Source organism: Brevundimonas sediminis (assembly GCF_048799765.1).
Lineage (GTDB): Bacteria > Pseudomonadota > Alphaproteobacteria > Caulobacterales > Caulobacteraceae > Brevundimonas.
In genome coordinates, this window is record NZ_JBLYQK010000033.1 from 1 (window position 1) to 22,162 (window position 22,162).

Sequence of the window (22,162 nt, forward strand, 5' to 3'; positions counted from 1 at the left end):
GGTCGCCACAAGCCGGCCCGGCCCGGGGCAGGCCCTGCTGGAGGCGCCCGTCTCGATCGTCACCGGCCCGGATACGGCGGTGCCGGCCCCGCAAGGCGCGTCCCGGCCTCCGCTGCGCGTGGCCCTGGCCGGATGCGGCGTCGTCGGCGGCGGCGTGCTGGCGCGCCTGCTGGCGGACAAGCGCTTTGACGTCGTCGGGGTGTTGGTGCGCGATCCGGCCAAGCCGCGGGAGCCGTCCGTGCCGGACGGGCTGCTGCTGGCCGACCCCGCCGCCCTGCTGGCGCGCGAGCCGGACGTGCTGGTCGAAGCCATCTCCGACGCCTCCACCGGACTGGCCCTGATCCGGGCCGCCCTGACGCGGGGCGTCGATGTGGTCAGCGCCAACAAACAGGCGGTCGGCGGGGACCTGGCCGCGTTGACCGCCCTGGCCGAAGCCGGCGGCGCCCGCCTGCTCTACTCGGCCAGCGTGGGCGGCGGCTCTCCGCTGATCGAGACCGTGCGGCGCGCCCGGGCCCACGCGCCGGTGGTGCGGATCGAGGCCGTGCTGAACGGCACCTGCAACTTCATTCTGAACCGGCTGAGCGACGGTATTGCCTTCGAGGACGCCCTGACCGGGGCCCGGGAGGCGGGCTTCGCGGAGGAGGATCCGACCGCCGACCTGAGCGGCCTCGACGCCGCCGCCAAGCTGGCCATCCTCGCCCATGAAGCATTGGAGGGCGGCCTGTCGCCGGAGCGGATCGGGCGCCAGACCCTGGCCGCCGACGCCGTCCTGCCCGCGGGCCGGGTCCGTCAGCTCGCCCGCCTGGACGTGCGGGCCGACAGCGCCGGGGTGGCCTTCGTCGCCGTGGACGGCGACCCCCTGCTGGCGGACCTGCCCGACGAGTGGAACGCCCTGCGCGTGACCACCGGCGACGGCAGGGTGTTCACCGCGCGCGGCCGCGGCGCCGGACGCGTCCCGACGACGGAAAGCGTCTGGGCCGATCTGGCTGATCTGGTCGCCGCATAAAAGAAAGCCGCCGACCCTTCCGGGTCGGCGGCTGAAGTGCGCTTCGGTTCAGGAGTGATCAGAAGCGATAGCGGGCGCCGAGGTAAATCTGGCGGCCGGTGTGGTGATAGACGGAGGTGCTCTGACGATCAGCGCCGTCGCCGACGTACTGGTGGTTTTCCTCGTCCGTCAGGTTGAGGGCCTCCAGAGTGAGCTCCAGATCGTCAGTCAGATTGTACGAGGCCGAGGCGTCCAGGTTGAACGTCTCCATCTTGCCCTCGATGTTGTTGCCGTTCCGCCCCGGGACGTTCTGGATGTAGGTGTCCCGGAAGGCGCCCGAGACCCGCGCCGAGAAGCGGTCATCCTCGTAGTACAGGGTCGCGTTCCACGACTCCGGCGAGAGGTTGATGAGGTCCGCCGTCACGAAGGACGTGCACAGGGCGTTGTTGCAGTAGTCGATCTCGGACTCGACGTGGGTGTAGTTCAGCTGCACGCCGAAATTCTCGAGCGGCCCCGGCAGGAAGGTGAAGGGCTGCTGGTAGCTGATCTCGAAGCCCTTCAGCGGACCGCCCTCGGTGTTCACCGCGGAAGTCAGCTGGAAGATGGTCGAGGACGAGCAGGTGCCCGTGCAGAAGCCCGGCGCGAACGCCGAGGGGTTCAGGGCCGTCAGATCCGAATAGGCGAGGTCCTGACGGATGATCTGGATGTAGGTGTCGATGTCCTTGTAGAAATAGGCGAAGGACAGCAGGCTTTCGCGGGCGAAATACCATTCGATGCTGAAGTCGTAGGTCGTGGCCTCGAACGGCTGCAGCTTCACATTGCCGATGGTGGCCGTGTAGTTCGGCCCGGTCGCCGCCAGCGAGGTGGTCGGCACCAGATAGTTGGTGCCCGCCAGGGTGTTGCCGATCTGCGGACGGGCCATCACCGAGGCCACGCCGAAGCGGACGATCAGGTCATCGACCGGCTCGTAGCTGACGTTCAGCGACGGCAGGGTGTTGTCGTACTGGTTTTCACCGGTGACCAGGGTGCCGCCGCCGGTCGAGCTGTAGCCGGTGGCGTTCAACGTGGTGCTGACCTGACGGACGCCGACGTTGCCGCGGAACGGCCGCCCGAAGAGATCGGTGTCCCAATCCGCCTGCAGATAGACGGCCAGGTCGTCTTCCTTGATGGTCCGGTTGCCGCCCCGCGCATTGCCGTTGGTGATGCTGGTCAGGGTGAAGTCCCCGCCCGGCACGCCGGTGTTGCAGTTGCAGTAGATGTTGAAGAGATCCGCGATCGCGCCGAGATCCGGCCGCACCCAGCTGGACGCGGTGCCCGACGGAATCAGACCGTTTCCGAAGCCCGTCAGGACATTCGAGATGTCCGCCACGGTCGTGCCGCCCGGCAGCACCGGCACCACGGTCTCGTCCGCGCGACGGAACTCGTAGGAGTCCGAGGAGTAGCTCTTCCAGTTGACGCCCGCCTTGAAGGTCAGCCAATCGCTGGCGTCATAGGCGAAGTCAGCCTGGAAGGACTCGAACAGCGTGTCCACGCCGTTGGGCCGGATGCGGATTTCCGAACGGGGCACCGCAGTCGTCGACGGGCGCCATTCCCAGTTGGCCGGGTTGGCGACGTCGAAGCCGTAGTTGATGACCGGCGCGTTCGGGTTGCCGCGGAAGTCCCACGAATAGCCCTGGATGTTCGAGCGATCGAGGGTGACCGTGGTCTGGAACGGGTTCTCGAAATTCGACTCCGCCCGGCCGTAGTAGAAGCGGCTGTGCAGACGGTCCGTGAAGTCATGCTCGGCCGTCAGGCTGACCTGCAGATACTCGGTCGACAGCTGGTCGTAGCGGCTTTCGGAGCGGACATCGACGTTGTCGAACACGCCGTAGACCAGCATGTTGTTCTCGACCGCGGCGTCGCGGACGATGACCTGGGTCTGGCCGCCGGCCGCGGCGTTGCGGCTGAACGACAGGGCTTCCAGGAAGTCCTCCTGCCGGGTCGCGTCGAGCGACGAGTACAGGACATCCAGCGAGAACAGGGTCGACTCGGCCGGACGCCACTGGAAGGCGCCGGTGACGCCCAGGCGTTCCTGCTCGTGCGTCAGGCGACCGTAGCGCGGCAGACGCGGGATGAAGACGTTCGACTGGTTCGCCAGGGTGTAGGCGGTGACGTTGGCCGGGGTGTTGGTCGGACGCACCACGCCGGTGGCGCAGTTGGCGGCGTTCGATCCCGTCGACGAGCTGTTGCTCGGGTTCTGCGGCGTCACGCCGACCGGCGAGCAGAAGCCGCCGGAGCTTCCGGTGCCGACCGCCGGCGCCCAGCGAACGGAGCTGAAGCCTTCTTCAAGCAGGCTGCGCTCGCTGTAGGCCACCGAGATCAGGGCGCCGAATTCGTCATTGGCGCCGAAGGTGTTGCTCAGCAGCAGGGCCAGGCGGGGATTGTACTGCTCGGACAGGTCATTGTAGCCGACCTGGGCGGACATGGCGGCGGTGAAGCCGTCCTTGTAGTCGAACGGGCGCGAGGCCTGCAGGTCCACGGTCGCGCCGAGCGATCCCTCCTCGGTCTCGGCCGCGGCGGTCTTGCGCACCTTGATCGAGTTGAAGAGTTCCGAGGCGAAGACGTTGAAGTCGAAGCCGCGGCCGCGATTGGCGCCGCCCGACGAGTCGGTTCCGCCGGCGGTGGCCTGGGCCTCCATGCCGTTGATGCGGGTGCGGGTGAAGTCCGAGCCCAGCCCCCGCACGGTGATCGACCGGCCTTCGCCGGCGTCACGGTCGATGGCGACGCCCGGCACGCGCTGGATCGATTCCGCCAGGTTCAGGTCGGGGAAGTCCCCGATGTCTTCAGCGGTGATCACGTCGATGACGTTGGCGTCCCGACGCTTGGCGTCGAGCGCCGCGTTCAGACTGGCGCGATAGCCGGTGACCACGACCTCATCGATCTCGGTCGGGTCCTGCTGGGGCGCAGACTGCGCCGCAGCCGTTCCCACACCCAGCGACAGGGCAACAGCCAGACCGGACGCACCGGCGAACAGGCTACGACGAAGGGCGCGGGTCATCCCCGGCCGAATGGCTTGCAACATATGCCTCCTCCCAATGGGCATACAGGACGCCGGGGTGGCCCCGGTCTATCTGTTTTTGCGGCAAGGCATCGTTGGCCCTCCCGTTTGACACCGGTGTCATATTGGTGCGCAATGACGTCTGACACCGGTATCAAAAGTGAGCCTAACCCGATGATCGGCGTTTTCGCAAGCGGCGTTCGACACAAAGCCGTCACAAGTTTCGCTGCAATCCTGATCGCCGTGTTCTGCGGAACACAGGCGGCGGTTGCGCAGGAGGAAGTGATCGCCTTCCCGGGGGCCGAAGGCGCCGGCCGGTTTGCGACCGGCGGGCGCGGCGGAGCGGTCCTGCGCGTCACCAACCTGAACGACGCCGGCCCCGGCAGCCTGCGCGCGGCCGTCGAGGCGCGCGGCCGGCGCACCGTCATCTTCGACATCGGCGGCACGATCCGGCTGGAGACCCCCCTGACCATCCGTCGCGGCCAGATCACCGTCGCCGGCCAGACCGCGCCCGGCGGCGGGATCACGCTTCGCGATCACGCACTGGTCGTCGCCGCGGACGATGTGGTGATCCGCCACCTGCGCTCGCGTCTGGGCGATGAGAGCCGGGTCGAATCGGACGCGGTCTCGCTGGAGCGGGGGCGGCGGATCATTCTGGACCACGTCTCCGCCTCCTGGTCCGTGGACGAGACCCTGTCGGCCGGCAGCCGGTACGACCCGCCCGAGCGCGGCCTGTACGATGTGACGGTTCAGTGGTCGGTCATCGCCGAATCCCTGAACCACTCCGGCCACGCCAAGGGCGACCACGGCTACGGATCACTGGTGCGCGGCGGCCATGGCGCCCTGTTCAGCTTCCACCACAATCTCTGGGCCATGCATCGGGCGCGGATGCCGCGGCCGGGCAACTACAACCCGCCCGCGGTCGATCCGCAGGGACCGCGTTTCGAGTTCCGCTCGAACGTCTTCTACGACTGGGGCGGGTCGCACGCCGGTTACAACGCCGATACCGAAAGCCTGTCGGCCTACGCCTTCATCGGCAACGCCTACATTCCGGGCCCGGATTCCGAAGGCCGTTGGGCTTTCGAGGAGTCCAATCCGCTGGCCCGCGCCTGGTTCGAGGGCAACAGCATGGGCGGCGTCATCCCCGACGATCCCTGGTCGCTGGTGAAGGATTCGGATCGACCCGGCTACCGGCTGATGACGCGGCCGGACTGGGCGGAGGCAGCGGCGGCGGCGGTCGACGACACTGTCCGCGCCGTGCTGGACCACGCCGGGGCCGGGCCGGTCCGGGATGCGGTGGATGTCCGCATCATCGCCGGGGTGCGCGACCGCTCTGGCCGGATCATCGACAGCCAGGCCCAGGTCGGCGGCTGGCCCGACCTGGCGGCGGGAACGCCCTGGGTCGACAGCGACGGCGACGGCATGCCGGATGACTGGGAGCGGGCGCAGGGACTGGACCCGGCGAGCGCCGCCGACGGCCCCGCGGACCGCAACGGCGACGGCTTCACCAATCTGGAAGACTGGCTGAACGGGCTCGCCGGCTAGCGGGCCAGCCAGCCACCGTCGACCGCCAGCACCGTCCCGTGGACATAGGCCGAGGCGTCGGACGCGAGGAAGACCGCGGCCCCGCCCAGATCCGACGGATCACCCCAGCGGCCGGCCGGGATGCGGGCCAGGATGTCGCGATTGCGAACCTCGTCGGCGCGCAGGGCCTCGGTGTTGTTGGTGGCGAAATAACCCGGCGCGATGCCGTTGACGTTGATGCCCTTCGAGGCCCACTCGCAGGCCAGCAGACGGGTCAGGCCGGCCAGACCGCTCTTGGAGGCGGTGTAGGAGGGCACGCGGATCCCGCCCTGGAAGCTGAGCATCGAGCAGATGTTGATGATCTTGCCGCCCCGTCCGGCCTCGACCCAGGTGCGGGCCACGGCCTGACTGAGAAAGAAGGCGGTCTTCAGATTGGTGTCGATGACCGCGTCCCAGTCCTCCTCGGTGAAATCGAGGCTGTCATTGCGGCGGATGATGCCAGCATTGTTGACCAGGATGTCGATCCTGCCGACGGCGGCGACCGACTGCGCCACCACATCGGCGATGGGGGCAGTGGAGGACAGATCGGCCGAGACGGCGTGCAGGGTCCGGCCGGTCGCCGCCACCAGCTCGGCCGTTTCCGTCGGCGCCGAACGGCCGACGGCGACGATGTCCGCCCCGGCCTGCGCCAGACCGACGGCGATGGCCTGCCCCAGACCGGTATTGGCGCCCGTGACCAGGGCGGTGCGGCCGGAGAGATCAAACGGGTTCATGTCAGAAGGCCTCGCGACGGATGGGCGCACCACCGGACAGGAGGATGTCACACCTGAGCGCACTGGCCGACATGCATTCCCTCCCCCGACTTGCTTGCGCGGATTGAACGCATAGGTAACCGGTGTCATAAGCCGATGCAAACAGGGACGGGCTGGTGTCGCACCGGCGCTCCGACCCCCTGACCGACCCGGAGGAACACCATGAAAATCGCCCTGATCATCGAGAACAGCCAGGCCGCCAAGAGCGAGACGATCCACGCCGCCCTGACCGCCGTGGCCGAACCGCTGGGCCATGAGGTCTTCCACTACGGCATGTATGCGCCGGAAGACAAAGCGTCGCTGACCTACGTCATGAACGGCCTGCTGGCGGGCATCCTGCTGAACTCGGGCGCGGCCGATTTCGTGGTCACGGGCTGCGGCACCGGCATGGGTTCCATGCTGGCCTGCAACAGCATGCCGGGCGTGTTCTGCGGTCTGGTGATCGACCCGACCGACGCCTTCCTGTTCGGTCAGATCAACGACGGCAACGCCATTTCCATGCCCTACGCCAAGGGCTTCGGCTGGGCCGCCGAGCTGAACCTGCAGGACGTCTATCGCAAGCTGTTCGACGGCGAGCGCGGCCTCGGCTACCCGAAGGAGCGGGCCGAGATCATGCGCAAGAACCGCGGCATCCTGAAGGACCTCAAGGCGGCCACCTGCAAGGACATCATCGGCGCCCTGAAGGCCGTCGATCAGGACCTGCTGAAGGCCGCGATCGCCGGCGAGAGATTCCAGGAGTATTTCTTCGCCAACGCGAAAGACGAAGCCGTTCGCGACTACATCAGGGGCGTGCTCGCCTAGGGTCGCCTGTCCGGGAGTGTCCGGGAGCGTCCGGGACCCTGGACCGAACGATCCCCCTGCCCTTCCTCGAAAGCGCTGCTATGTTAGCGCTAACACTCCGCGTTTGATGGAGTGACGGAGGGCAGGATGATTGACCGCAGACAACTGTTCGGCGCCACGGGCGCCGTGGCCGCCGCGCCCCTGCTGGCGGCGGGCGGACAGGCGCAGGCCCGGCCACAGGCGGCGTCGGCGCCCGCCTGGGCACCGGGCATAGAGGGACAGCGTCGCGCCGATCTGGGCGACGGAACCTATCTGAATCCCATCGTCGCCGGAGACCATCCGGACCCGACCGTCCTGAAAGACGGCGACACCTATTACATGACCTTCTCGTCCTTCCTGTCCTATCCGGGACTGGTCATCTGGCGGTCGACGGATCTGGTGAACTGGGCCCCGATCGGTCCGGCTCTGCATCAGCATCTGGGGGACATCTGGGCGGTCGACCTGTGCAAGCACGGCGACCGCTACTTCATCTACATCCCGGCCAATCCCACGGGCGACGGCTGGTCGATCTACGCCATCTGGGCCGATGACATCGCCGGGCCGTGGAGCGATCCAGTCGATCTGGGCATCCGCGGCTGTATCGACCCCGGCCACATCGTCGGCGAGGACGGCAAGCGCTATCTGTTCGTCAACGGCATCCGCAAGATCCGGCTGACCGACGACGGCCTCGCCACCGACGGCGCGCTGGAGCCCGCCTATGATCCCTGGCGGTTCCCTGACGAGTGGATCACCGAGAATTTCGCGCCGGAAGGCCCCAAGCTGCTGCGCCGGGGGGACTGGTTCTATCTGGTCACGGCGGTCGGCGGCACGGCGGGGCCGGTGACCGGCCACATGGTCATCGCGGCGCGCTCGAAGTCGGTGCACGGACCGTGGGAGCACTGCCCGAACAACCCGCTGGTCCGCACCCTGTCGACCGACGAACCGTGGTGGTCGCGCGGCCATGCGACCCTGATCGAGGGCCCGGCGGGCGACTGGTGGATGATCTACCACGGCTATGAGAACGGCTTCCGGACCCTGGGCCGCCAGACCCTGCTGGAGCCGATCGAGTGGACGGCGGATGGCTGGTTCCGGGCGCTGGGCGGCGACCTGTCCCGCCCCCTTCCCAAGCCGCGCGGTGGTCGGCCCTCCCCCGCCGGGACGCCCCTGTCGGACGACTTCAGCACGGACCGGATGGGGAGGCAGTGGAGCTTCCATCAGCCGGGCGAGCACGAGGACAGACGGATCCGGCGCGTGCCCGGCGGCCTGCGACTCATGGGCAGCGGGACGTCGCCGGCGGACTCCTCGCCGCTGGCCTGTCTGGTCGGCGACCGGGACTACACGGTCGAGATCGGACTGAAGCTCGAGGGACAGGCCGAGGCGGGCCTGCTGCTGTTCTACAATCACAAGGCCTTCGTCGGCGTCAGCTTCAACGGACGGGCCCTGCGGTCGTGGCAGTATGCCGAGAGCCAGAGCTGGGCCGATCTGCCGCTGACGGCGGATCACCTGCGCCTGCGGATCGAGAACCGGGGCAATGTGATCACCTACCGCTACTCCACTGACGACGGCGCCAGCTGGGCGCGGCATCCGACGCGGATGGAAGTCTCGGGCCTGAACCACAACGTCTTCGGCGGCTTCCTCAGCCTGCGCCCGGCGCTGTTCTGCACGGGCGACGGCGCGGTGGTGCTGGACCGGTTCAGCTACGCGGCGGGAGCGGCGGCCTGACCCTTCGGCGCCGCCGTCGACTCCCGCACGATGAGCGAGGGATCGACCACCGGCTGCACCAGGGTCGCCGGGTCGAGGCCGCGGAGGCCGGCGGTCAGCTTCTCGGCGGCCATGCGGCCCATGTCGCGGATGGGCAGGCGGACGGTGGTCAGGTTCGGCCAGACGCGCGAGGCCATGGGCAGGTCGTCGAAGCCGACGATGGACAGGTCGCGCGGCACGTCCAGCCCCTTGTCGCGGGCGGCCTTCATGACGCCGATGGCCATTTCGTCGTTGCCGGCGAAGATGGCGGTCGGGGGCTCATCCATCGACAGCAGGCACTGCGCCGCCTCGACCCCGGATTCGAAGGTATAGGCGCCCTTGCGGGTATAGGCGTCGTCCATCGACAGGCCGTGCTGGGCCAGTCCTTCGCGGAAGCCCTTGCCGCGCTCGAACGACGAGCGGAAGGTGTCCGGGCCGGAGATGAAGGCGACCCGGGTGTGGCCCAGCTCGGCCAGATGCCGCGCCGCCTGCGCCGCGCCGCGATGGTCGTGGGTCACCACCATGCAGGCGGGCTCGTCCAGCGACACCGAGGCGATGCGGACATAGGGGCAGTCGACCTCCTTGAGGATTTCGATGACCCGGTCGTCTTCCGACACCGACGGCGGCATGACCACGCCGAAAAGCTTCTGGCGCACCACGAAGCCGCGCACCTCGTCCAGGAAGGTCGGCGAGGCGCGGTTGCAGGGATGGACCACCAGCTCGAGGCCCGACCCCCGCACCCCGTCCAGCACGCCCTGCTGCATGTTCACGACGTAGTTGGGGCTGGGATTGTCGTAGATCATCCCGACCAGGAACGACCGACGGAAGGCCAGACCCCGCGCCTGCGGATCGGGGGTGAAGCCGTGTTCGGCGATCACCGCCTCGACCCGCTTGCGCGTCTCCTCCTTCACGAAGGGGGAGTTGTTGATGACGCGCGACACCGTCTTCTTGGACACCTCCGCCAGGCGGGCGATGTCGTTGATGGTGGCGGGCTTTCCGCCCGGGCGCCGGCTGTCGTTCACGCGGGTGAGTCTCTCTGGTCGAACACTGTCCTTAGACCGCGTCGGGGGTCCTGTCAGCCTCAGGTATGGTTGCGGCTGGCCGGGCGCGAGAGGACCTCGTCCCGCAGCGGCGTCATGAAACGCAGATCCCAGTCGTCCGGATTGAACGGACGGCGGGTCGCCTCGCGAACCACCGGATAGCCGCCGACCTCGCTCTCGTTGTCGATGATCTCGCCGCGACCCTCGGCCACCTCGGCGACCAGCAGAACGTCGCGCATGTCGCGATCCCACGGCCGCGCGCCCGCCTGCGACAGGACCGAGACCTGGACCCGGGAGGCCGGCATCGGGGTCAGCCCCTCCCACCAGACCGGCGGACGGCGCGTCTCGATGATCCGGGCCGGCGCCGTGGTGTAGCGGCCGAACATCCGCAACGGCTCACCCACCTGGTCGACGGCGATATTGTCGCGACCGTAGTATTCCAGATCCCCCGCGCCGCCGATCATCAGGAAGGCCAGCCGGTCCGTCGGGGTCGAGGGACCGGCGCGCAGGACGTTGCCGATCGCGGTCATCTTGCCGACCTCATAGGGGTGATCCAGCCACTCCTCCGGCGCGAGGTTGTAGTGGATGGCGCGCGGGCCCGGATCATAGATCAGGTTGTTGACGATCACCCCGTGCACCCCGCCCTTGAACAGCGGGCTGCGCTCGTAGTTGTGGGCGTAGAGGTTGTTGACGATCAGCAGGCCGGTGACGTTGTCGTGGATCAGCGAGCCCTTGGAGTGTTCGCCCTTCGAATGGCTGGCGCGGGCCAGGCTCTCGGCGATGATATTGTTGGAGAAGGTGATGTTGTGGCTGGTCCCGGCGCGCCACTCCTCGGGCGTCGCGCCGGTGAAGCGGGGGCCGGACGCCGACAGGTTCTCGTCCGTCGCCCATTCCAGGCTGCAGTGGTCGACGATGACGTTGTACGCCGCCTGGGTGGAGATCGAGTCCTCGTCCCAGCCGCTCATCCAGCCCTGACCGGCCGCGCCCGGCCGGACGCGCAGGTGCTGGATGATCACGTCGTGGCCGCCGACGTCGATGCCGCCGCGGATCAGGGTGATCCCGGGCGACGGCGCGGTCTGCCCCGCGATGGTGATGAAGGGGTTGGTCAGCTTGATAGTCTTGCGGTCCAGGTCGATCACCCCGCCGACCTCGAACACCACGATGCGCGGGCCCTCGGCCTCGATCGCCTCGCGCAGGGAGCCCGGCCCCTCGCTGTTCAGATTGGTGACCCGGATGATCCGTCCGCCGCGTCCGCCCGGGGTCGCGGCGGCCCAGCCGAGCGCGCCGGGGAAGGCCGGCAGGGCGGCCTCGGCCGGCGCTGACGGCGACGTCTGGGCGTACGGAACGGCAGGCGCCGCGAGCGGCAGAACGAGCGCGGCCGCGACGGCGGCCAGACGGGCGAGGGTCATGTTTCCATCCTGTAGCCTGACCGACTGTGACCGCGGTCTTGTGCTGGCAACGTCGCCCAATGCGACGCCGGATTCAAATTGACACCGGTTTCCTTCCTGCGCAATGTCCGTCGCAAACGGGAGGATGCGTGAACCACGCACACGACAATTCAAGCGGTTCGCAGATCGCGCGGACCTTCACGGACGCGCGCCGCAAGGGCATCGCCGTGCCGACCTATCCGGGCGAGACGCCGGACAGTCTGGCCGCCGCCTACGCCATCCAGGACGAGGCCATCCGCCTCTGGCCGGACCGGATCGCGGGCTGGAAACTGGGCCGCGTGCCGCCGCCGTTCGACACCCAATTCGGCGCCGGGCGCCTGGCCGGGCCGATCTTCTCCCGGAACGTCTGGTCGGCCGTCGACGGTCAGCCGACCGCCTTCGGCGTCATCGACGGCGGCTTTGCCGCGGTCGAGGCCGAATACGTTCTGGAGTTGGCGGAGACTCCCGCGGACCGGGACGGCTGGACGCCCGACGCCGCCGCTGACCTGGTCGGCCGGGTCCTCGTCGGGGTCGAGATCGCCGGCAGCCCCTTCGCGGAAATCAACGGCCACGGGCCTGCAGTTACCGCCTCCGACTTCGGCAACAACGCCGGGCTGATCCTGGGCGGCGCGGTGGCCGACTGGCGCGCGCGTCTGATGGACCTGACCTGCGAGACCCGTATCGACGATGCGGTGATCGGGACCGGAGGCGCGACCTCCATCCCGAACGGTCCGCTGGACTCGCTGGCCTTCCTGCTGAACCTGATGCACCGTCGCGGCCGCCGGCTGGAGGCCGGGCAGTTGATCTCGACCGGCGCCGCCACCGGCGTGCACCAGATCTTCATCGGCCAGTCGGCGGTCGCCGATTTCGGCCCCGACGGCCGGATCGCCTGCGTGGCGGTCGAGGCCAAGGGAGACGCCGCATGAGCCTGACCCGTCGCACCCTCGCCCTCGCCGGAGTCGCCGGACTGGGCGCCGGATTGGGTCTGTCCGGCTGCGCGCCGCGCGCGACCGGCGGCCGCACCGTTCTGAACGCCGTGGACGTCCACCCCGCCGACTACCCCACCGTCGCCGCCGTCAAGTGGATGGGCGAGGAGCTGGGGCGGCTGACCGAAGGGCGCATCGGCATCAGCCAGTTCCCCGCGGGCCAGCTGGGCACCGAGGACGATTCTATCGGCCTGACCCGCTTCCAGGCCGTCGACATCTGCCGTGTCGCGGTGGCGGCCCTGAACAACGCCTTCCCGGAAACCCGGCTGCTGGCCCTGCCCTATGTCTACCGTTCGGTGCAGCACGTCCGGGCCGTGGTCGACGGGGACATCGGGACCGAACTGCTCAACGTGTTCGAGGGCCGTGGTCTGGTGGGCCTCGCCTACTATGACGCCGCGCCGCGCAGCTTCTACAATGTGCGCCACCCGGTGACCGAGCCCGGCCAGATGAGGGGCCTGAAGATGCGCGCCCCGCAGTCGGACATCTTCCTCGACTCCATCAGGGCGATGGGCGCCAATCCGACGCCGCTGACCTTCGGGGCGGTCTTCTCGTCACTGCAGACCCATCTGATCGACGGGGCCGAGAACAACTGGCCCAGCTACCAGTCCAGCCGCCAGTACGAGGTGGCCCGGTACTGGAGCGAGACCCAGCACTCCTTCTCGCCGGACGCCCTGCTGATGTCCAAGGCCAGCCTCGACCGTCTGTCGAAGAGCGACCAGGAGCTGGTCCGCGACGTGGCCCGCCGGTCGGTGCCGGTCATGCGCGCCCTGTGGGACCAGCGCGAGGCCGAGGCCCGCGCCACCGTGCTGGCCGCCGGCACCCGGGTCGCCCAGGTCGACCGGGAGGCCTTCGCCGCCACGGTCCGGCCGGTGCTGGACAAATACCTTTCCGAGCCGCGCCTGCGCGCGCTCCACGAACGTATCGCAGCGGTCGCCTGAACGACCGCGCACACCCCGTCGGCGCCCAGGGAGGGGGACCGAGCATGACTGAATCCCGACGCGGTTTGACCCGCGCGCTTGATCGACTCGCCACCCTGGTTCTGGGGCTGGCCGGCGTCGCCCTCGTGCTGATGGCCCTGATCCAGGCCTGGCAGGTCTTCGCCCGCTATGTGCTGAACGACAGCCCCGGCTGGACCGAACCCCTCGCCCTGCTGCTGATGAGTTTCGCGGTGATGTTCGGCGCCGCCGTGGCCGTCCGGCGCGAGACCCATTTCGCCTTCCAGAGCCTGCAGCAGGCGCTGCCCGGTCCCTTCCGGTTCGGCCTGAAATCGCTGTCCCGCCTGATCGCGGCGGCGGCGGGCGCGGGCCTGCTCTGGCTGGGCGGAACGCTGATGATCGACGACTGGGCGGTGAACATGGCCGGCGCGCCCCTGCCCTCCGGCCTGCGGTTCGCCGGGCTGTGCATCGGCGGCGGCCTGATCCTGCTGTTCTCGGTGGAGCGTCTGTTGACCGGCGACTACCGCGACCCCGAGACCGTCGAGGCGGAGGACTGATCATGGAATACATCATCCTCTTCGGGCTGCTCGCGGTCCTGCTGGCGCTCGGCGTGCCGGTCGCCTTCTCCCTTCTGGCGGCGACGCTGGCGACGGTCCTGTTCCTGGCCCTGCCGCCCATCGTGGTGTTCCAGCAGATGGGATCGGACATCACCTCGGTGGCCCTGCTGGCCATCCCCCTGTTCATCTTCACCGGCGAACTGATGATGAAGGGCGGCCTGTCCGACCGGATGATCACCCTCGCCGGCTCGCTGGTCGGTCACGTGCGCGGCGGTCTGGGCCAGGTGACGGTCGTCGGCTCCGCCCTGTTCGGCGGGGTCTCCGGCAGCGCCATCGCCGACGTCTCGGCCATCGGCGGCACCATGATCCCCCAGATGCAGAAGCGCGGCTATGACAGCGACTTCGCCGTCAACGTCACCATCTCGGCGGCGCTGGTCGCCCTGCTGGTCCCGCCGTCGCACAACATGATCCTCTACTCGGCCTCCGCCGGCGGCGGGGTGTCGATCTCCGACCTGTTCGCGGCCGGCATCATCCCGGCGGCGCTGCTGGCCCTGTCGCTGATGGCGGTCTCCTATGTCATGGCCCGCCGGCGCGGCTATACCGCCGAGCCCTTCCCGGGCTTCCGCGCGGTGCTGACCCGGCTGGTCGCCGCCGTGCCCGGCCTTCTGCTGGTCGGACTGATCTTCGGCGGCATCCGGGCGGGCATCTTCACCGCCGTGGAGAGCGCCTCGATCGCCGTGGTCTACGCCACCGTCGTCACCGGCCTGATCTATCGCCACATGAGCTGGACCGCCTTCAAGGCCGCCTGCACCGGCGCGGCCCGGACGTCGGGCGCCGTGCTGTTCATCATCGGCTGCGCGGGCGCCTTCGGCTGGCTGATGGCCTATCTTCAGGTGCCGTCGCTGATGGTCAGCCTGCTGCAGACCCTGACCGACAACCCCATCCTGATCCTGCTGCTGATCAACGTCATCCTGCTGATCCTCGGCACCTTCATGGACATGGCGCCGCTGATCATCATCTGCACCCCGATCTTCCTGCCTGTCGCGAAGGCCTTCGGGGTCGATCCGGTGCAGTTCGGCGTCATCCTGCTGCTGAACTGCGGCATCGGCCTGATCACGCCGCCGGTCGGTTCGGTCCTCTTCGTCGGCAGCGCCATCGCCAAGGTGCCCATGACCCACAGCCTGCGGTCCATCTGGCCCTTCTATCTGGCTTGCACCGCCGTCCTGATGCTGGTCACCTTCGTGCCCGCGATCTCGCTCTGGCTGCCTTCGCTGTTGAAATAGATGACCGACCTCAAGGGCCTCCGTCCCGCCGAAGACTGCCGCTGGGACTGCGTCGCCCTGGGCGAGGTCATGCTGCGCCTTGATCCGGGCGAGGGACGCATCCGCACCACCCGCGCCTTCCAAGTCTGGGAGGGCGGCGGCGAGTACAATGTCGCCCGCGGCCTGCGCAAGACCTTCGGCCTGCGCGCATCGGTCGTCACCGCCCTGCCCCGCACCGAAACCGGGGCGCTGGTCGAGGACCTGATCCTCCAGGGCGGCGTGGACACGTCACACATCCTGTGGCGGGACGCCGACGGCGTCGGCCGCAACACCCGGGTCGGCCTGAACTTCACCGAGCGCGGCTTCGGTCCCCGCGGCGCCCTGGGCTGTTCGGATCGCGCCAACTCCGCCGCCTCGCAGATCCGGCCGGATGAGGTGGACTGGGATCATCTGTTCGGGACCGAGGGGGTCCGCTGGCTCCACACCGGCGGCATCTTCGCCGCCCTGTCGGCCGACACCGCCGAAACGACCCTGGCCGCCATTCGCGCGGCGAAAAGGCACGGAGTCGTCGTCAGCTACGACCTCAACTACCGCGCCAGTCTGTGGTCCAGCCATCCGGACCCGGACGCCGCGCGCCGCGTGAACCGCGAGATCGCCGCCCTGGTCGATGTGCTGGTCGGGGACGAGTACGCCTACGCCTCCTGCCTCGGGATCGAGACGGCCGACGTCCGCGCTGATCCGGCGGACAGCCGGCCCTTCGACGCCCTCGCGACACGGCTGGCGAAGGAACTGCCGAACGTACAGGTCTTCGCCGCCACCCTGCGGGACCCGGTCTCCGCCTCGGTCAACCGCTGGGGCGCGGTGCTGTGGCTCGACGGGACGCGGTACGCCACGCCGGTGACGGAGATTGCGGTGCTGGACCGCGTCGGCGGCGGCGACGGCTTCGTGTCGGGACTGGCCTGGGCCTTCATGAACGGCCTCGGTCCGCAGGGCGCGGTCAATTACGGCGTCGCCCACGGCGCGATCGCCATGACCACGCCGGGCGACAACGCCATGACCTCGCTCGCCGAGGTGAAGGGACTGGCCGAAGGGCGGGGCGCGGCCGCCGTCCGCTAGGCGCGCGACGGTCCGATCAGGCGGGCGGAGTCCGTCAGCATCGGAGCCAGCTGGGCATAGGCCCGGGCTTCCACCTCGCTCCAGGGCGTCGTCTCCGGAAGCCCGCCGACCCGTGTGCGCAGATGGAAGATGTTCCGGACGGTCAGCCCCTCAGCCTCGCTTTCGACATCGACCATGAAGGCCACCTCGAAGAAGGGCGGACCGGCGTCGGCTTCGAGAAACGCCTCCTCGCGGGCCTCATGGAAGGTCACTGAACCACTTGAAATGGTGACGCCTTTCACCGGGCTCATGGTGCTGATCCGCTGCTGATGCCGCAGCGATGGTGAGGCGGCCGGGCCGCCGACACAAGTAAAACTTGCACGTCGACTCGCCTTCAGGAGGCGCGACTGGCCTAACGGGAAAATCCGGTCCACGTTCACGCAACAGAGTCCGGGGAGGGACCACATGACCGACGCCGCCGGGGAACACGCCGTCGACCGCAATGACCGGCTGGTCATTCTCGCCTCGTCCGTCGGGACGGTGATCGAATGGTACGACTTCTACCTCTACGGCTCTCTGGCCGCGATCATCACGGCGCAGTTCTTCTCGGGCGTGAACGAGACGACCGGCTTCATCTTCGCCCTGATGGCCTTCGCCGCCGGCTTCGCGGTGCGCCCGTTCGGGGCGATCGTTTTCGGACGGCTGGGCGATCTCTGGGGGCGCAAGAACACCTTTCTGGTGACCATGCTGCTGATGGGGCTGTCGACCTTCGTGGTCGGCCTGCTGCCGTCCTACGCCCTCATCGGCGTGGCGGCGCCGATCATCCTGGTGCTCATGCGCCTCGTGCAGGGGCTGGCGCTGGGCGGCGAGTACGGCGGCGCGGCCACCTATGTCGCCGAGCACGCCCCGCCGGGGAAACGCGGCTTCTACACCTCCTTCATCCAGATCACCGCCACGGCCGGCCTGATGCTCAGCCTTCTGGTCATTCTGGGCGTCCGGTCGACCCTCGGCGAGGACGCCTTCAAGGACTGGGGCTGGCGGATTCCCTTCCTCGTCTCGATCCTGCTGCTGGGCGTCTCCCTGTGGATCCGGCTGAAGCTGTCCGAAAGCCCGGCGTTCAAACGCATGAAGGCCGAGGGCAAGGGCTCGACCACCCCGTTGAAGGACAGCTTCGGCAAATGGCCGAACCTCAAGCTGGTGCTGCTGGCCCTGTTCGGCCTCGCCGCCGGTCAGGCCGTGGTCTGGTACACCGGCCAGTTCTACGCCCTGTTCTTCCTCGAGAAGACGCTGAAGGTCGATCCGGCGCTGGCCAACGTCCTGATCGCGACCGCCCTGTTCCTGGCCACGCCCTTCTTCGTCTTCTGGGGCTGGTTGTCGGACAAGGTGGGGCGCAAGCCGATCATTCTCGTCGGCTGCCTGCTGGCCGCCCTGACCTATTTCCCCCTGTTCCACGCCCTCACCGGCGCCGCCAATCCGCAGCTGGCCGCCGCGACGGCCCGGGCGCCGGTGACCGTGGTCGCTGATCCCGCGGGCTGCTCGTTCCAGTTCGATCCGGTCGGCAAGGCGAAGTTCGACAGCTCCTGCGACATCGCCAAGAGCTATCTGGCCAAGGCGGGGGTCACCTACGGCAACGAGGCCGCGCCCGCCGGGACCTCGGCCGTCGTCCGGATCGGCGCCGAGCGGATCGAGGTCATGCATGTTCCCGGCGTGACGGGGCCGGATCTCGCCCCGGACGACTTCAAGACCATCAGGACGGCGTGGGAGACCTATCTGGGCGGCCGCCTGGCCGCCGCCGGCTATCCGGCCAAGGCCGACAGCGCGCTCGTGAACAAGCCGCTGGTGGTGGCGATCCTGTTCGTGCTCGTGCTGTACGTGACCATGGTCTACGGCCCGATCGCGGCGGCGCTGGTCGAGATGTTTCCGACGCGGGTCCGCTACACCTCGATGTCCTTGCCCTATCACATCGGCAACGGCTGGTTCGGCGGCTTCCTGCCGACGACGGCCTTCGCCATGGTCGCCGCCACGGGCAACATCTACTACGGACTCTGGTACCCGGTCGTGGTGGCGGTGCTGACGGTCATCGTCGGCGGCCTGTTGATCCGGGACCGGAAGGACGTGGACATCCACGCCTGACCGGCGCCGGCGTCAGATCGCCGCCAGCGCCTGGTCGAGATCCGCATAGAGGTCCTCGACGTTCTCGATCCCGACCGACAGCCGCACCAGGTTGTCGCCGATGCCGCACCGCGCCTTCGCCTCGGGCGAATAGTCCGAGTGGGTGGTGCTGGACGGGTGCGAGGCCAGGCTCTCTGTGCCGCCGAGACTGACCGCCAGCTTGAACAGGCCGAGGGCGTTCAGCATGCGGAAGGCCTCGGCCTCTCCACCCTTCAGCCGGATGGAGAAGGTCGAACCCGCGCCCAGGCACTGGCGGGCGAAGACGGCCTGCTGGGCGGGCGAACTTTCCGCGCCCCCGGCGTCCAGCACCGCTTCGACCTTCGGATGGCCGCGCAGGCGACGCACCAGTTCGGCGGCGTTGGCCTGCGACCGTTCCATGCGGATGTGCAGGGTTTCGAGGCTTCGCGTCAGCAGCCAGGCAGTGTGCGGGTCGGTGATCGTTCCGCAGATGGTCCGCATCTCGGCGACCCGCGCCATCAGGTCCGCCCGGCCCAGACAGGCGCCCGCGATCAGATCCGAATGTCCGCCGACGTATTTGGTCAGCGAATAGAGGATGAGGTCCGCGCCATGGTCGAGCGGCTTCTGCCACAGGGGGCCGAGGAAGGTGTTGTCGACCACCAGCGGCGGGGCCTCGGCCTGGTCGAGCGCCCGGATCGAGTCCGCGGCGGCGCGCAGGTCGATCAACTGGTTGGTCGGGTTTGCCGGGGTCTCGACATAGACCGCCGCCAGCCGCCCGCCCCGCGCCTTGGCCTGCGCCGCCGCCGCGCGGATGGTCTGGTCCAGAACCTCGGCGTCCCCGCAATCGCTGACGCTGACGGTGGCCACCCCCATCCGGGGCAGGATGCGGTCGAACAGGTATTCGGTGCCGCCATAGGCCGGCGCGGTATAGACCACCACGTCATTCGGCCGGCTGAGCGCCAGCAGGGTGGTCGAGATCGCCGCCATGCCGCTGGAGAAGACCAGGGCCTTGTCCGCGCCGTCCCAGATCGCCAGCCGGTCCTCAAGGATCTCCAGATTGGGGTTGTTGATCCGCGAATAGATCAGTCCCAGCGCCTCCTCGGGGTCCTTCTCCCGAAGGCCATAGGCGACCTCGAAGAAGCGTTTCCCGTCCTCCGCCGAACGGAAGACGAAGGTCGAGGTCTGGAAGATCGGCGGCTTGATCGAGCCCTCCGACAGGGCCGGATCATAGCCGTAGCCCATCATCAGGGTTTCGGGGGCGAGCGCGTGCGCGCCGAGGCGGCGGGCGTGGTGGTCCCTGGTCATCGGTCGTTTCCCTTGGCGGGCGCGTCTGCCGGCGCCCTTGCGTGGGCGAGGCGATAGCCGATCCGCGCGCCCGACTCCAGCCGGACCGCCAAGGCGCCCCGCGGCGTCGATTCCCGGAAACTGACGCACATTCGCGACACCTGACGGAGCCCATCTTGTCGCTTCAGGCTGGACCACCCCATCTGCTTGCTGTTCGGTGGTCGGGCTGGCGGCTCGACCCGCCGGCGGGACCGGAACGGTCCGACAAGAACATCGAGTGAGGAACGCCGTGACCGAAGGCCCTGATCTTTATCCCGTCCCGTCCGAGTGGGCGCAGCGCGCGCGCATGACCGCCCACGGCTACGACGCCGCCCGGGTCGCCGCCCGCGAAACGCCGGACTCCTTCTGGGCCGAGCAGGCGCGGCGGATCGACTGGATGACCGCCCCGACCCTGATCAAGGACGTCTCGTTCAACAAGGCGGACTTCCGCATCCGCTGGTTCGCCGACGGCATCCTCAACGTCGCCTGGAATTGCCTGGATCGCCACCTCGCAGCCCGGGGCGACGAGACGGCGATCATCTGGGAAGGCGATGAGCCCACCCAGTCCGGGAAACTGACCTACCGCGAGCTTCACACCGAGGTTTGCCGGATGGCCAACGTCCTGAAGGACATCGGCGTCATCAAGGGCGACCGGGTCACCCTGTATCTGCCGATGATCCCCGCGGCGGCCGTGGCCATGCTGGCCTGCGCGCGGATCGGGGCGGTTCACTCGGTCGTGTTCGGCGGCTTCTCGCCGGACAGCCTGGCGGGCCGGATCGAGGACTGCGGCTCCCGGGTGGTGATCACCGCCGACGAGGGCGTACGCGGCGGCAAGCGCATTCCGCTGAAGGCCAATGTCGACGCCGCGCTCGAGAAGGTCGCGGTCGACAAGGTGCTGGTGATCAGACACACCGGCGCCGAGACGCCGATCGTCGAAGGCCGCGACGTTCGCTACGAGACGGCGAAGGCGACCGTCGCCGACGACTGCCCCTGCGAACCGATGAACGCCGAAGACCCGCTGTTCATCCTCTACACCTCGGGCTCGACCGGAAAGCCCAAGGGCGTGCTCCACACCACGGGCGGCTATCTGTTCTGGGCGTCCTGGACGCACGAACTGGTGTTCGACTACCGCCCCGGCGAGGTCTTCTGGTGCACCGCCGATGTGGGCTGGGTCACCGGTCACAGCTACTGCGTCTATGGCCCGCTGGCCAACGGCGCCACGACCCTGATGTTCGAGGGCGTGCCCAACTATCCGGATCACAGCCGCTTCTGGCAGGTGGTGGACAAGCATCAGGTCGAGATCTTCTACACCGCCCCCACGGCCCTTCGGGCCCTGATGCGCGAGGGCGACGGGCCGGTGAAGGCGACCAGCCGCAAATCCCTGCGCCTGCTGGGCTCGGTCGGCGAGCCGATCAACCCGGAGGCCTGGCGCTGGTACCATGAGGTCGTCGGCGAAGGCCGCTGCCCGATCGTGGACACCTGGTGGCAGACGGAGACCGGCGGGGTTCTGGTTTCTCCCCTGCCCGGCGCGACGGACCTGAAGCCCGGTTCCGCGACCAGGCCGCTGCCCGGCGTCGAGCTGCAGCTGGTCGATGCCGAGGGCGCGGTTCTGGACGGCGCGACCGAAGGCAATCTGTGCATCACCGACAGCTGGCCGGGCCAGATGCGGACGGTCTACGACGACCACCAACGCTTCTTCGAGACCTACTTCAGCACCTATCCGGGCAAGTATTTCACCGGCGACGGCTGCCGCCGCGACGCCGACGGCTACTACTGGATCACCGGCCGGGTCGACGACGTGATCAATGTCTCGGGCCACCGGATGGGCACCGCCGAGGTCGAGAGCGCCCTTGTCCTGCACGACGACGTGGCCGAGGCCGCTGTCGTCGGCTTCCCCCATGACATCAAGGGTCAGGGCATCTACGCCTACGTCACCCTGAACAACGGGGTGGAGGCGACCGAGGACCTGCGCAAGGCGCTGGTCGCCCAGGTGCGCCACGAGATCGGCCCCATCGCCGCGCCGGACGTGATCCAGTGGGCCCCCGGCCTGCCCAAGACCCGCTCGGGCAAGATCATGCGCCGTATCCTGCGCAAGATCGCCGAAAACGAAATCGGCGCCCTGGGCGACACCTCAACCCTGGCCGACCCCTCGGTGGTGGACGACCTTGTGAAGAACCGGGCCGGGGCGGCCTGATCGCCCCCGGGGGCCTACAGCCCCCAGGGATCGTGGACGACCGGATGAGGACCGTTCAGGTCCTCGAGCGTGGCGTGCGAGTCCGGACCTGAACTCCACCGCGGCAGGCGGAACGCAGCGTGCGCCAGAACGTCAGGCGCATCCGGCAGGGCGGGTTGCACCAGGGGCTGGTCGAGGTCGCCGGGCCCGGCCGCCAGGATCAGGCCCGCCGCCACCTCCGCCGGATAGACCAGCAGGTCGCTCGAGCCGTTGGCGAACAGCAGCACCTCCATGCTGAGCACGAAGGTCGAGCCGTC

General features: G+C 68.7%; 17 protein-coding genes and 1 pseudogene. 11 read left to right on the forward strand and 7 right to left on the reverse strand.

What is annotated here, in order from left to right; genetic code table 11:
* A pseudogene (locus ACLQ7T_RS13830) lies at positions 1-1,006 on the forward strand (amino acid kinase family protein); the annotation flags it as partial.
* Positions 1,007-1,064: 58 nt separating this feature from the next.
* On the opposite strand, the gene ACLQ7T_RS13835 reads toward ACLQ7T_RS13830, so the two are convergent.
* Complete coding sequence (locus tag ACLQ7T_RS13835; protein ID WP_420479944.1) at positions 1,065-4,046, reverse strand: TonB-dependent receptor; 2,982 nt, start codon at positions 4,044-4,046, stop codon at positions 1,065-1,067.
* 219 nt (positions 4,047-4,265) lie between these two features.
* On the opposite strand from ACLQ7T_RS13835, the gene ACLQ7T_RS13840 reads away from it, so the two are divergent.
* Positions 4,266-5,567 carry a pectate lyase family protein gene (locus ACLQ7T_RS13840; protein WP_420479945.1) on the forward strand — a complete coding sequence of 434 codons (1,302 nt, stop codon included), beginning with the start codon at positions 4,266-4,268 and terminating at the stop codon, positions 5,565-5,567.
* Here ACLQ7T_RS13840 and kduD read toward each other — a convergent pair.
* Positions 5,564-6,319 carry a 2-dehydro-3-deoxy-D-gluconate 5-dehydrogenase KduD gene (gene kduD / locus ACLQ7T_RS13845; protein ID WP_420479946.1) on the reverse strand — a complete coding sequence of 252 codons (756 nt, stop codon included), beginning with the start codon at positions 6,317-6,319 and terminating at the stop codon, positions 5,564-5,566. The two genes, ACLQ7T_RS13840 and kduD, sit on opposite strands and share 4 nt — an antisense overlap.
* A 201-nt stretch (positions 6,320-6,520) precedes the next feature.
* On the opposite strand from kduD, the gene ACLQ7T_RS13850 reads away from it, so the two are divergent.
* Both ACLQ7T_RS13850 and ACLQ7T_RS13855 read left to right on the forward strand, forming a co-directional pair.
* A complete protein-coding gene (locus tag ACLQ7T_RS13850; RefSeq protein ID WP_420479947.1) occupies positions 6,521-7,159 on the forward strand; it encodes an RpiB/LacA/LacB family sugar-phosphate isomerase in 639 nt (212 codons plus the stop codon).
* Between the two features lie 126 nt (positions 7,160-7,285).
* Positions 7,286-8,899 carry a family 43 glycosylhydrolase gene (locus tag ACLQ7T_RS13855; RefSeq protein ID WP_420479948.1) on the forward strand — a complete coding sequence of 538 codons (1,614 nt, stop codon included), beginning with the start codon at positions 7,286-7,288 and terminating at the stop codon, positions 8,897-8,899.
* Here ACLQ7T_RS13855 and ACLQ7T_RS13860 read toward each other — a convergent pair.
* Both ACLQ7T_RS13860 and ACLQ7T_RS13865 read right to left on the reverse strand, forming a co-directional pair.
* On the reverse strand, positions 8,875-9,939 hold the full coding sequence (locus ACLQ7T_RS13860; RefSeq protein WP_420479949.1) for a LacI family DNA-binding transcriptional regulator: 1,065 nt from the start codon (positions 9,937-9,939) through the stop codon (positions 8,875-8,877). The two genes, ACLQ7T_RS13855 and ACLQ7T_RS13860, sit on opposite strands and share 25 nt — an antisense overlap.
* Before the next feature lie 59 nt (positions 9,940-9,998).
* Positions 9,999-11,366 carry a pectate lyase family protein gene (locus tag ACLQ7T_RS13865; RefSeq protein ID WP_420479950.1) on the reverse strand — a complete coding sequence of 456 codons (1,368 nt, stop codon included), beginning with the start codon at positions 11,364-11,366 and terminating at the stop codon, positions 9,999-10,001.
* A 128-nt stretch (positions 11,367-11,494) separates the two neighbouring features.
* On the opposite strand from ACLQ7T_RS13865, the gene ACLQ7T_RS13870 reads away from it, so the two are divergent.
* From ACLQ7T_RS13870 to ACLQ7T_RS13890, 5 genes are read left to right on the forward strand one after another with little or no spacing between them, the layout of a single operon-like run.
* The gene (locus tag ACLQ7T_RS13870) at positions 11,495-12,310 is read left to right on the forward strand and encodes a 2-keto-4-pentenoate hydratase (protein ID WP_420479951.1); all 816 of its coding nucleotides are present in this window, start codon (positions 11,495-11,497) and stop codon (positions 12,308-12,310) included.
* Complete coding sequence (locus tag ACLQ7T_RS13875) at positions 12,307-13,308, forward strand: TRAP transporter substrate-binding protein (protein ID WP_420479952.1); 1,002 nt, start codon at positions 12,307-12,309, stop codon at positions 13,306-13,308. Before ACLQ7T_RS13870 ends, ACLQ7T_RS13875 begins: the two co-directional genes overlap by 4 nt.
* 44 nt (positions 13,309-13,352) lie before the next feature.
* Positions 13,353-13,862, forward strand: a complete 510-nt coding sequence (locus tag ACLQ7T_RS13880; RefSeq protein ID WP_420479953.1) for a TRAP transporter small permease — start codon at positions 13,353-13,355, stop codon at positions 13,860-13,862.
* A gap of 2 nt (positions 13,863-13,864) precedes the next feature.
* Complete coding sequence (locus tag ACLQ7T_RS13885) at positions 13,865-15,145, forward strand: TRAP transporter large permease (protein WP_420479954.1); 1,281 nt, start codon at positions 13,865-13,867, stop codon at positions 15,143-15,145.
* Positions 15,146-16,240, forward strand: coding sequence for a sugar kinase (locus tag ACLQ7T_RS13890; protein ID WP_420479955.1), 1,095 nt, complete (start codon positions 15,146-15,148; stop codon positions 16,238-16,240).
* On the opposite strand, the gene ACLQ7T_RS13895 is transcribed toward ACLQ7T_RS13890, so the two are convergent.
* The gene (locus ACLQ7T_RS13895) at positions 16,237-16,530 is read right to left on the reverse strand and encodes a hypothetical protein (RefSeq protein WP_420479956.1); all 294 of its coding nucleotides are present in this window, start codon (positions 16,528-16,530) and stop codon (positions 16,237-16,239) included. The genes ACLQ7T_RS13890 and ACLQ7T_RS13895 overlap by 4 nt on opposite strands.
* A gap of 154 nt (positions 16,531-16,684) precedes the next feature.
* Between ACLQ7T_RS13895 and ACLQ7T_RS13900 the strand changes: the two genes are divergently transcribed.
* Positions 16,685-18,352 (forward strand): MFS transporter, encoded by a 1,668-nt coding sequence (locus ACLQ7T_RS13900; RefSeq protein ID WP_420479957.1) that lies wholly within the window; start codon positions 16,685-16,687, stop codon positions 18,350-18,352.
* 12 nt (positions 18,353-18,364) lie between these two features.
* Here ACLQ7T_RS13900 and ACLQ7T_RS13905 read toward each other — a convergent pair whose 3' ends face one another.
* Positions 18,365-19,654 (reverse strand): cystathionine gamma-synthase family protein, encoded by a 1,290-nt coding sequence (locus ACLQ7T_RS13905; protein WP_420479958.1) that lies wholly within the window; start codon positions 19,652-19,654, stop codon positions 18,365-18,367.
* A gap of 268 nt (positions 19,655-19,922) precedes the next feature.
* On the opposite strand from ACLQ7T_RS13905, the gene acs reads away from it, so the two are divergent.
* On the forward strand, positions 19,923-21,866 hold the full coding sequence (gene acs, locus ACLQ7T_RS13910) for an acetate--CoA ligase (protein WP_420479959.1): 1,944 nt from the start codon (positions 19,923-19,925) through the stop codon (positions 21,864-21,866).
* Between the two features lie 14 nt (positions 21,867-21,880).
* On the opposite strand, the gene ACLQ7T_RS13915 is transcribed toward acs, so the two are convergent.
* Positions 21,881-22,162: hypothetical protein (locus ACLQ7T_RS13915; protein WP_420479960.1), on the reverse strand; the 282-nt coding region annotated here is incomplete at its 5' end.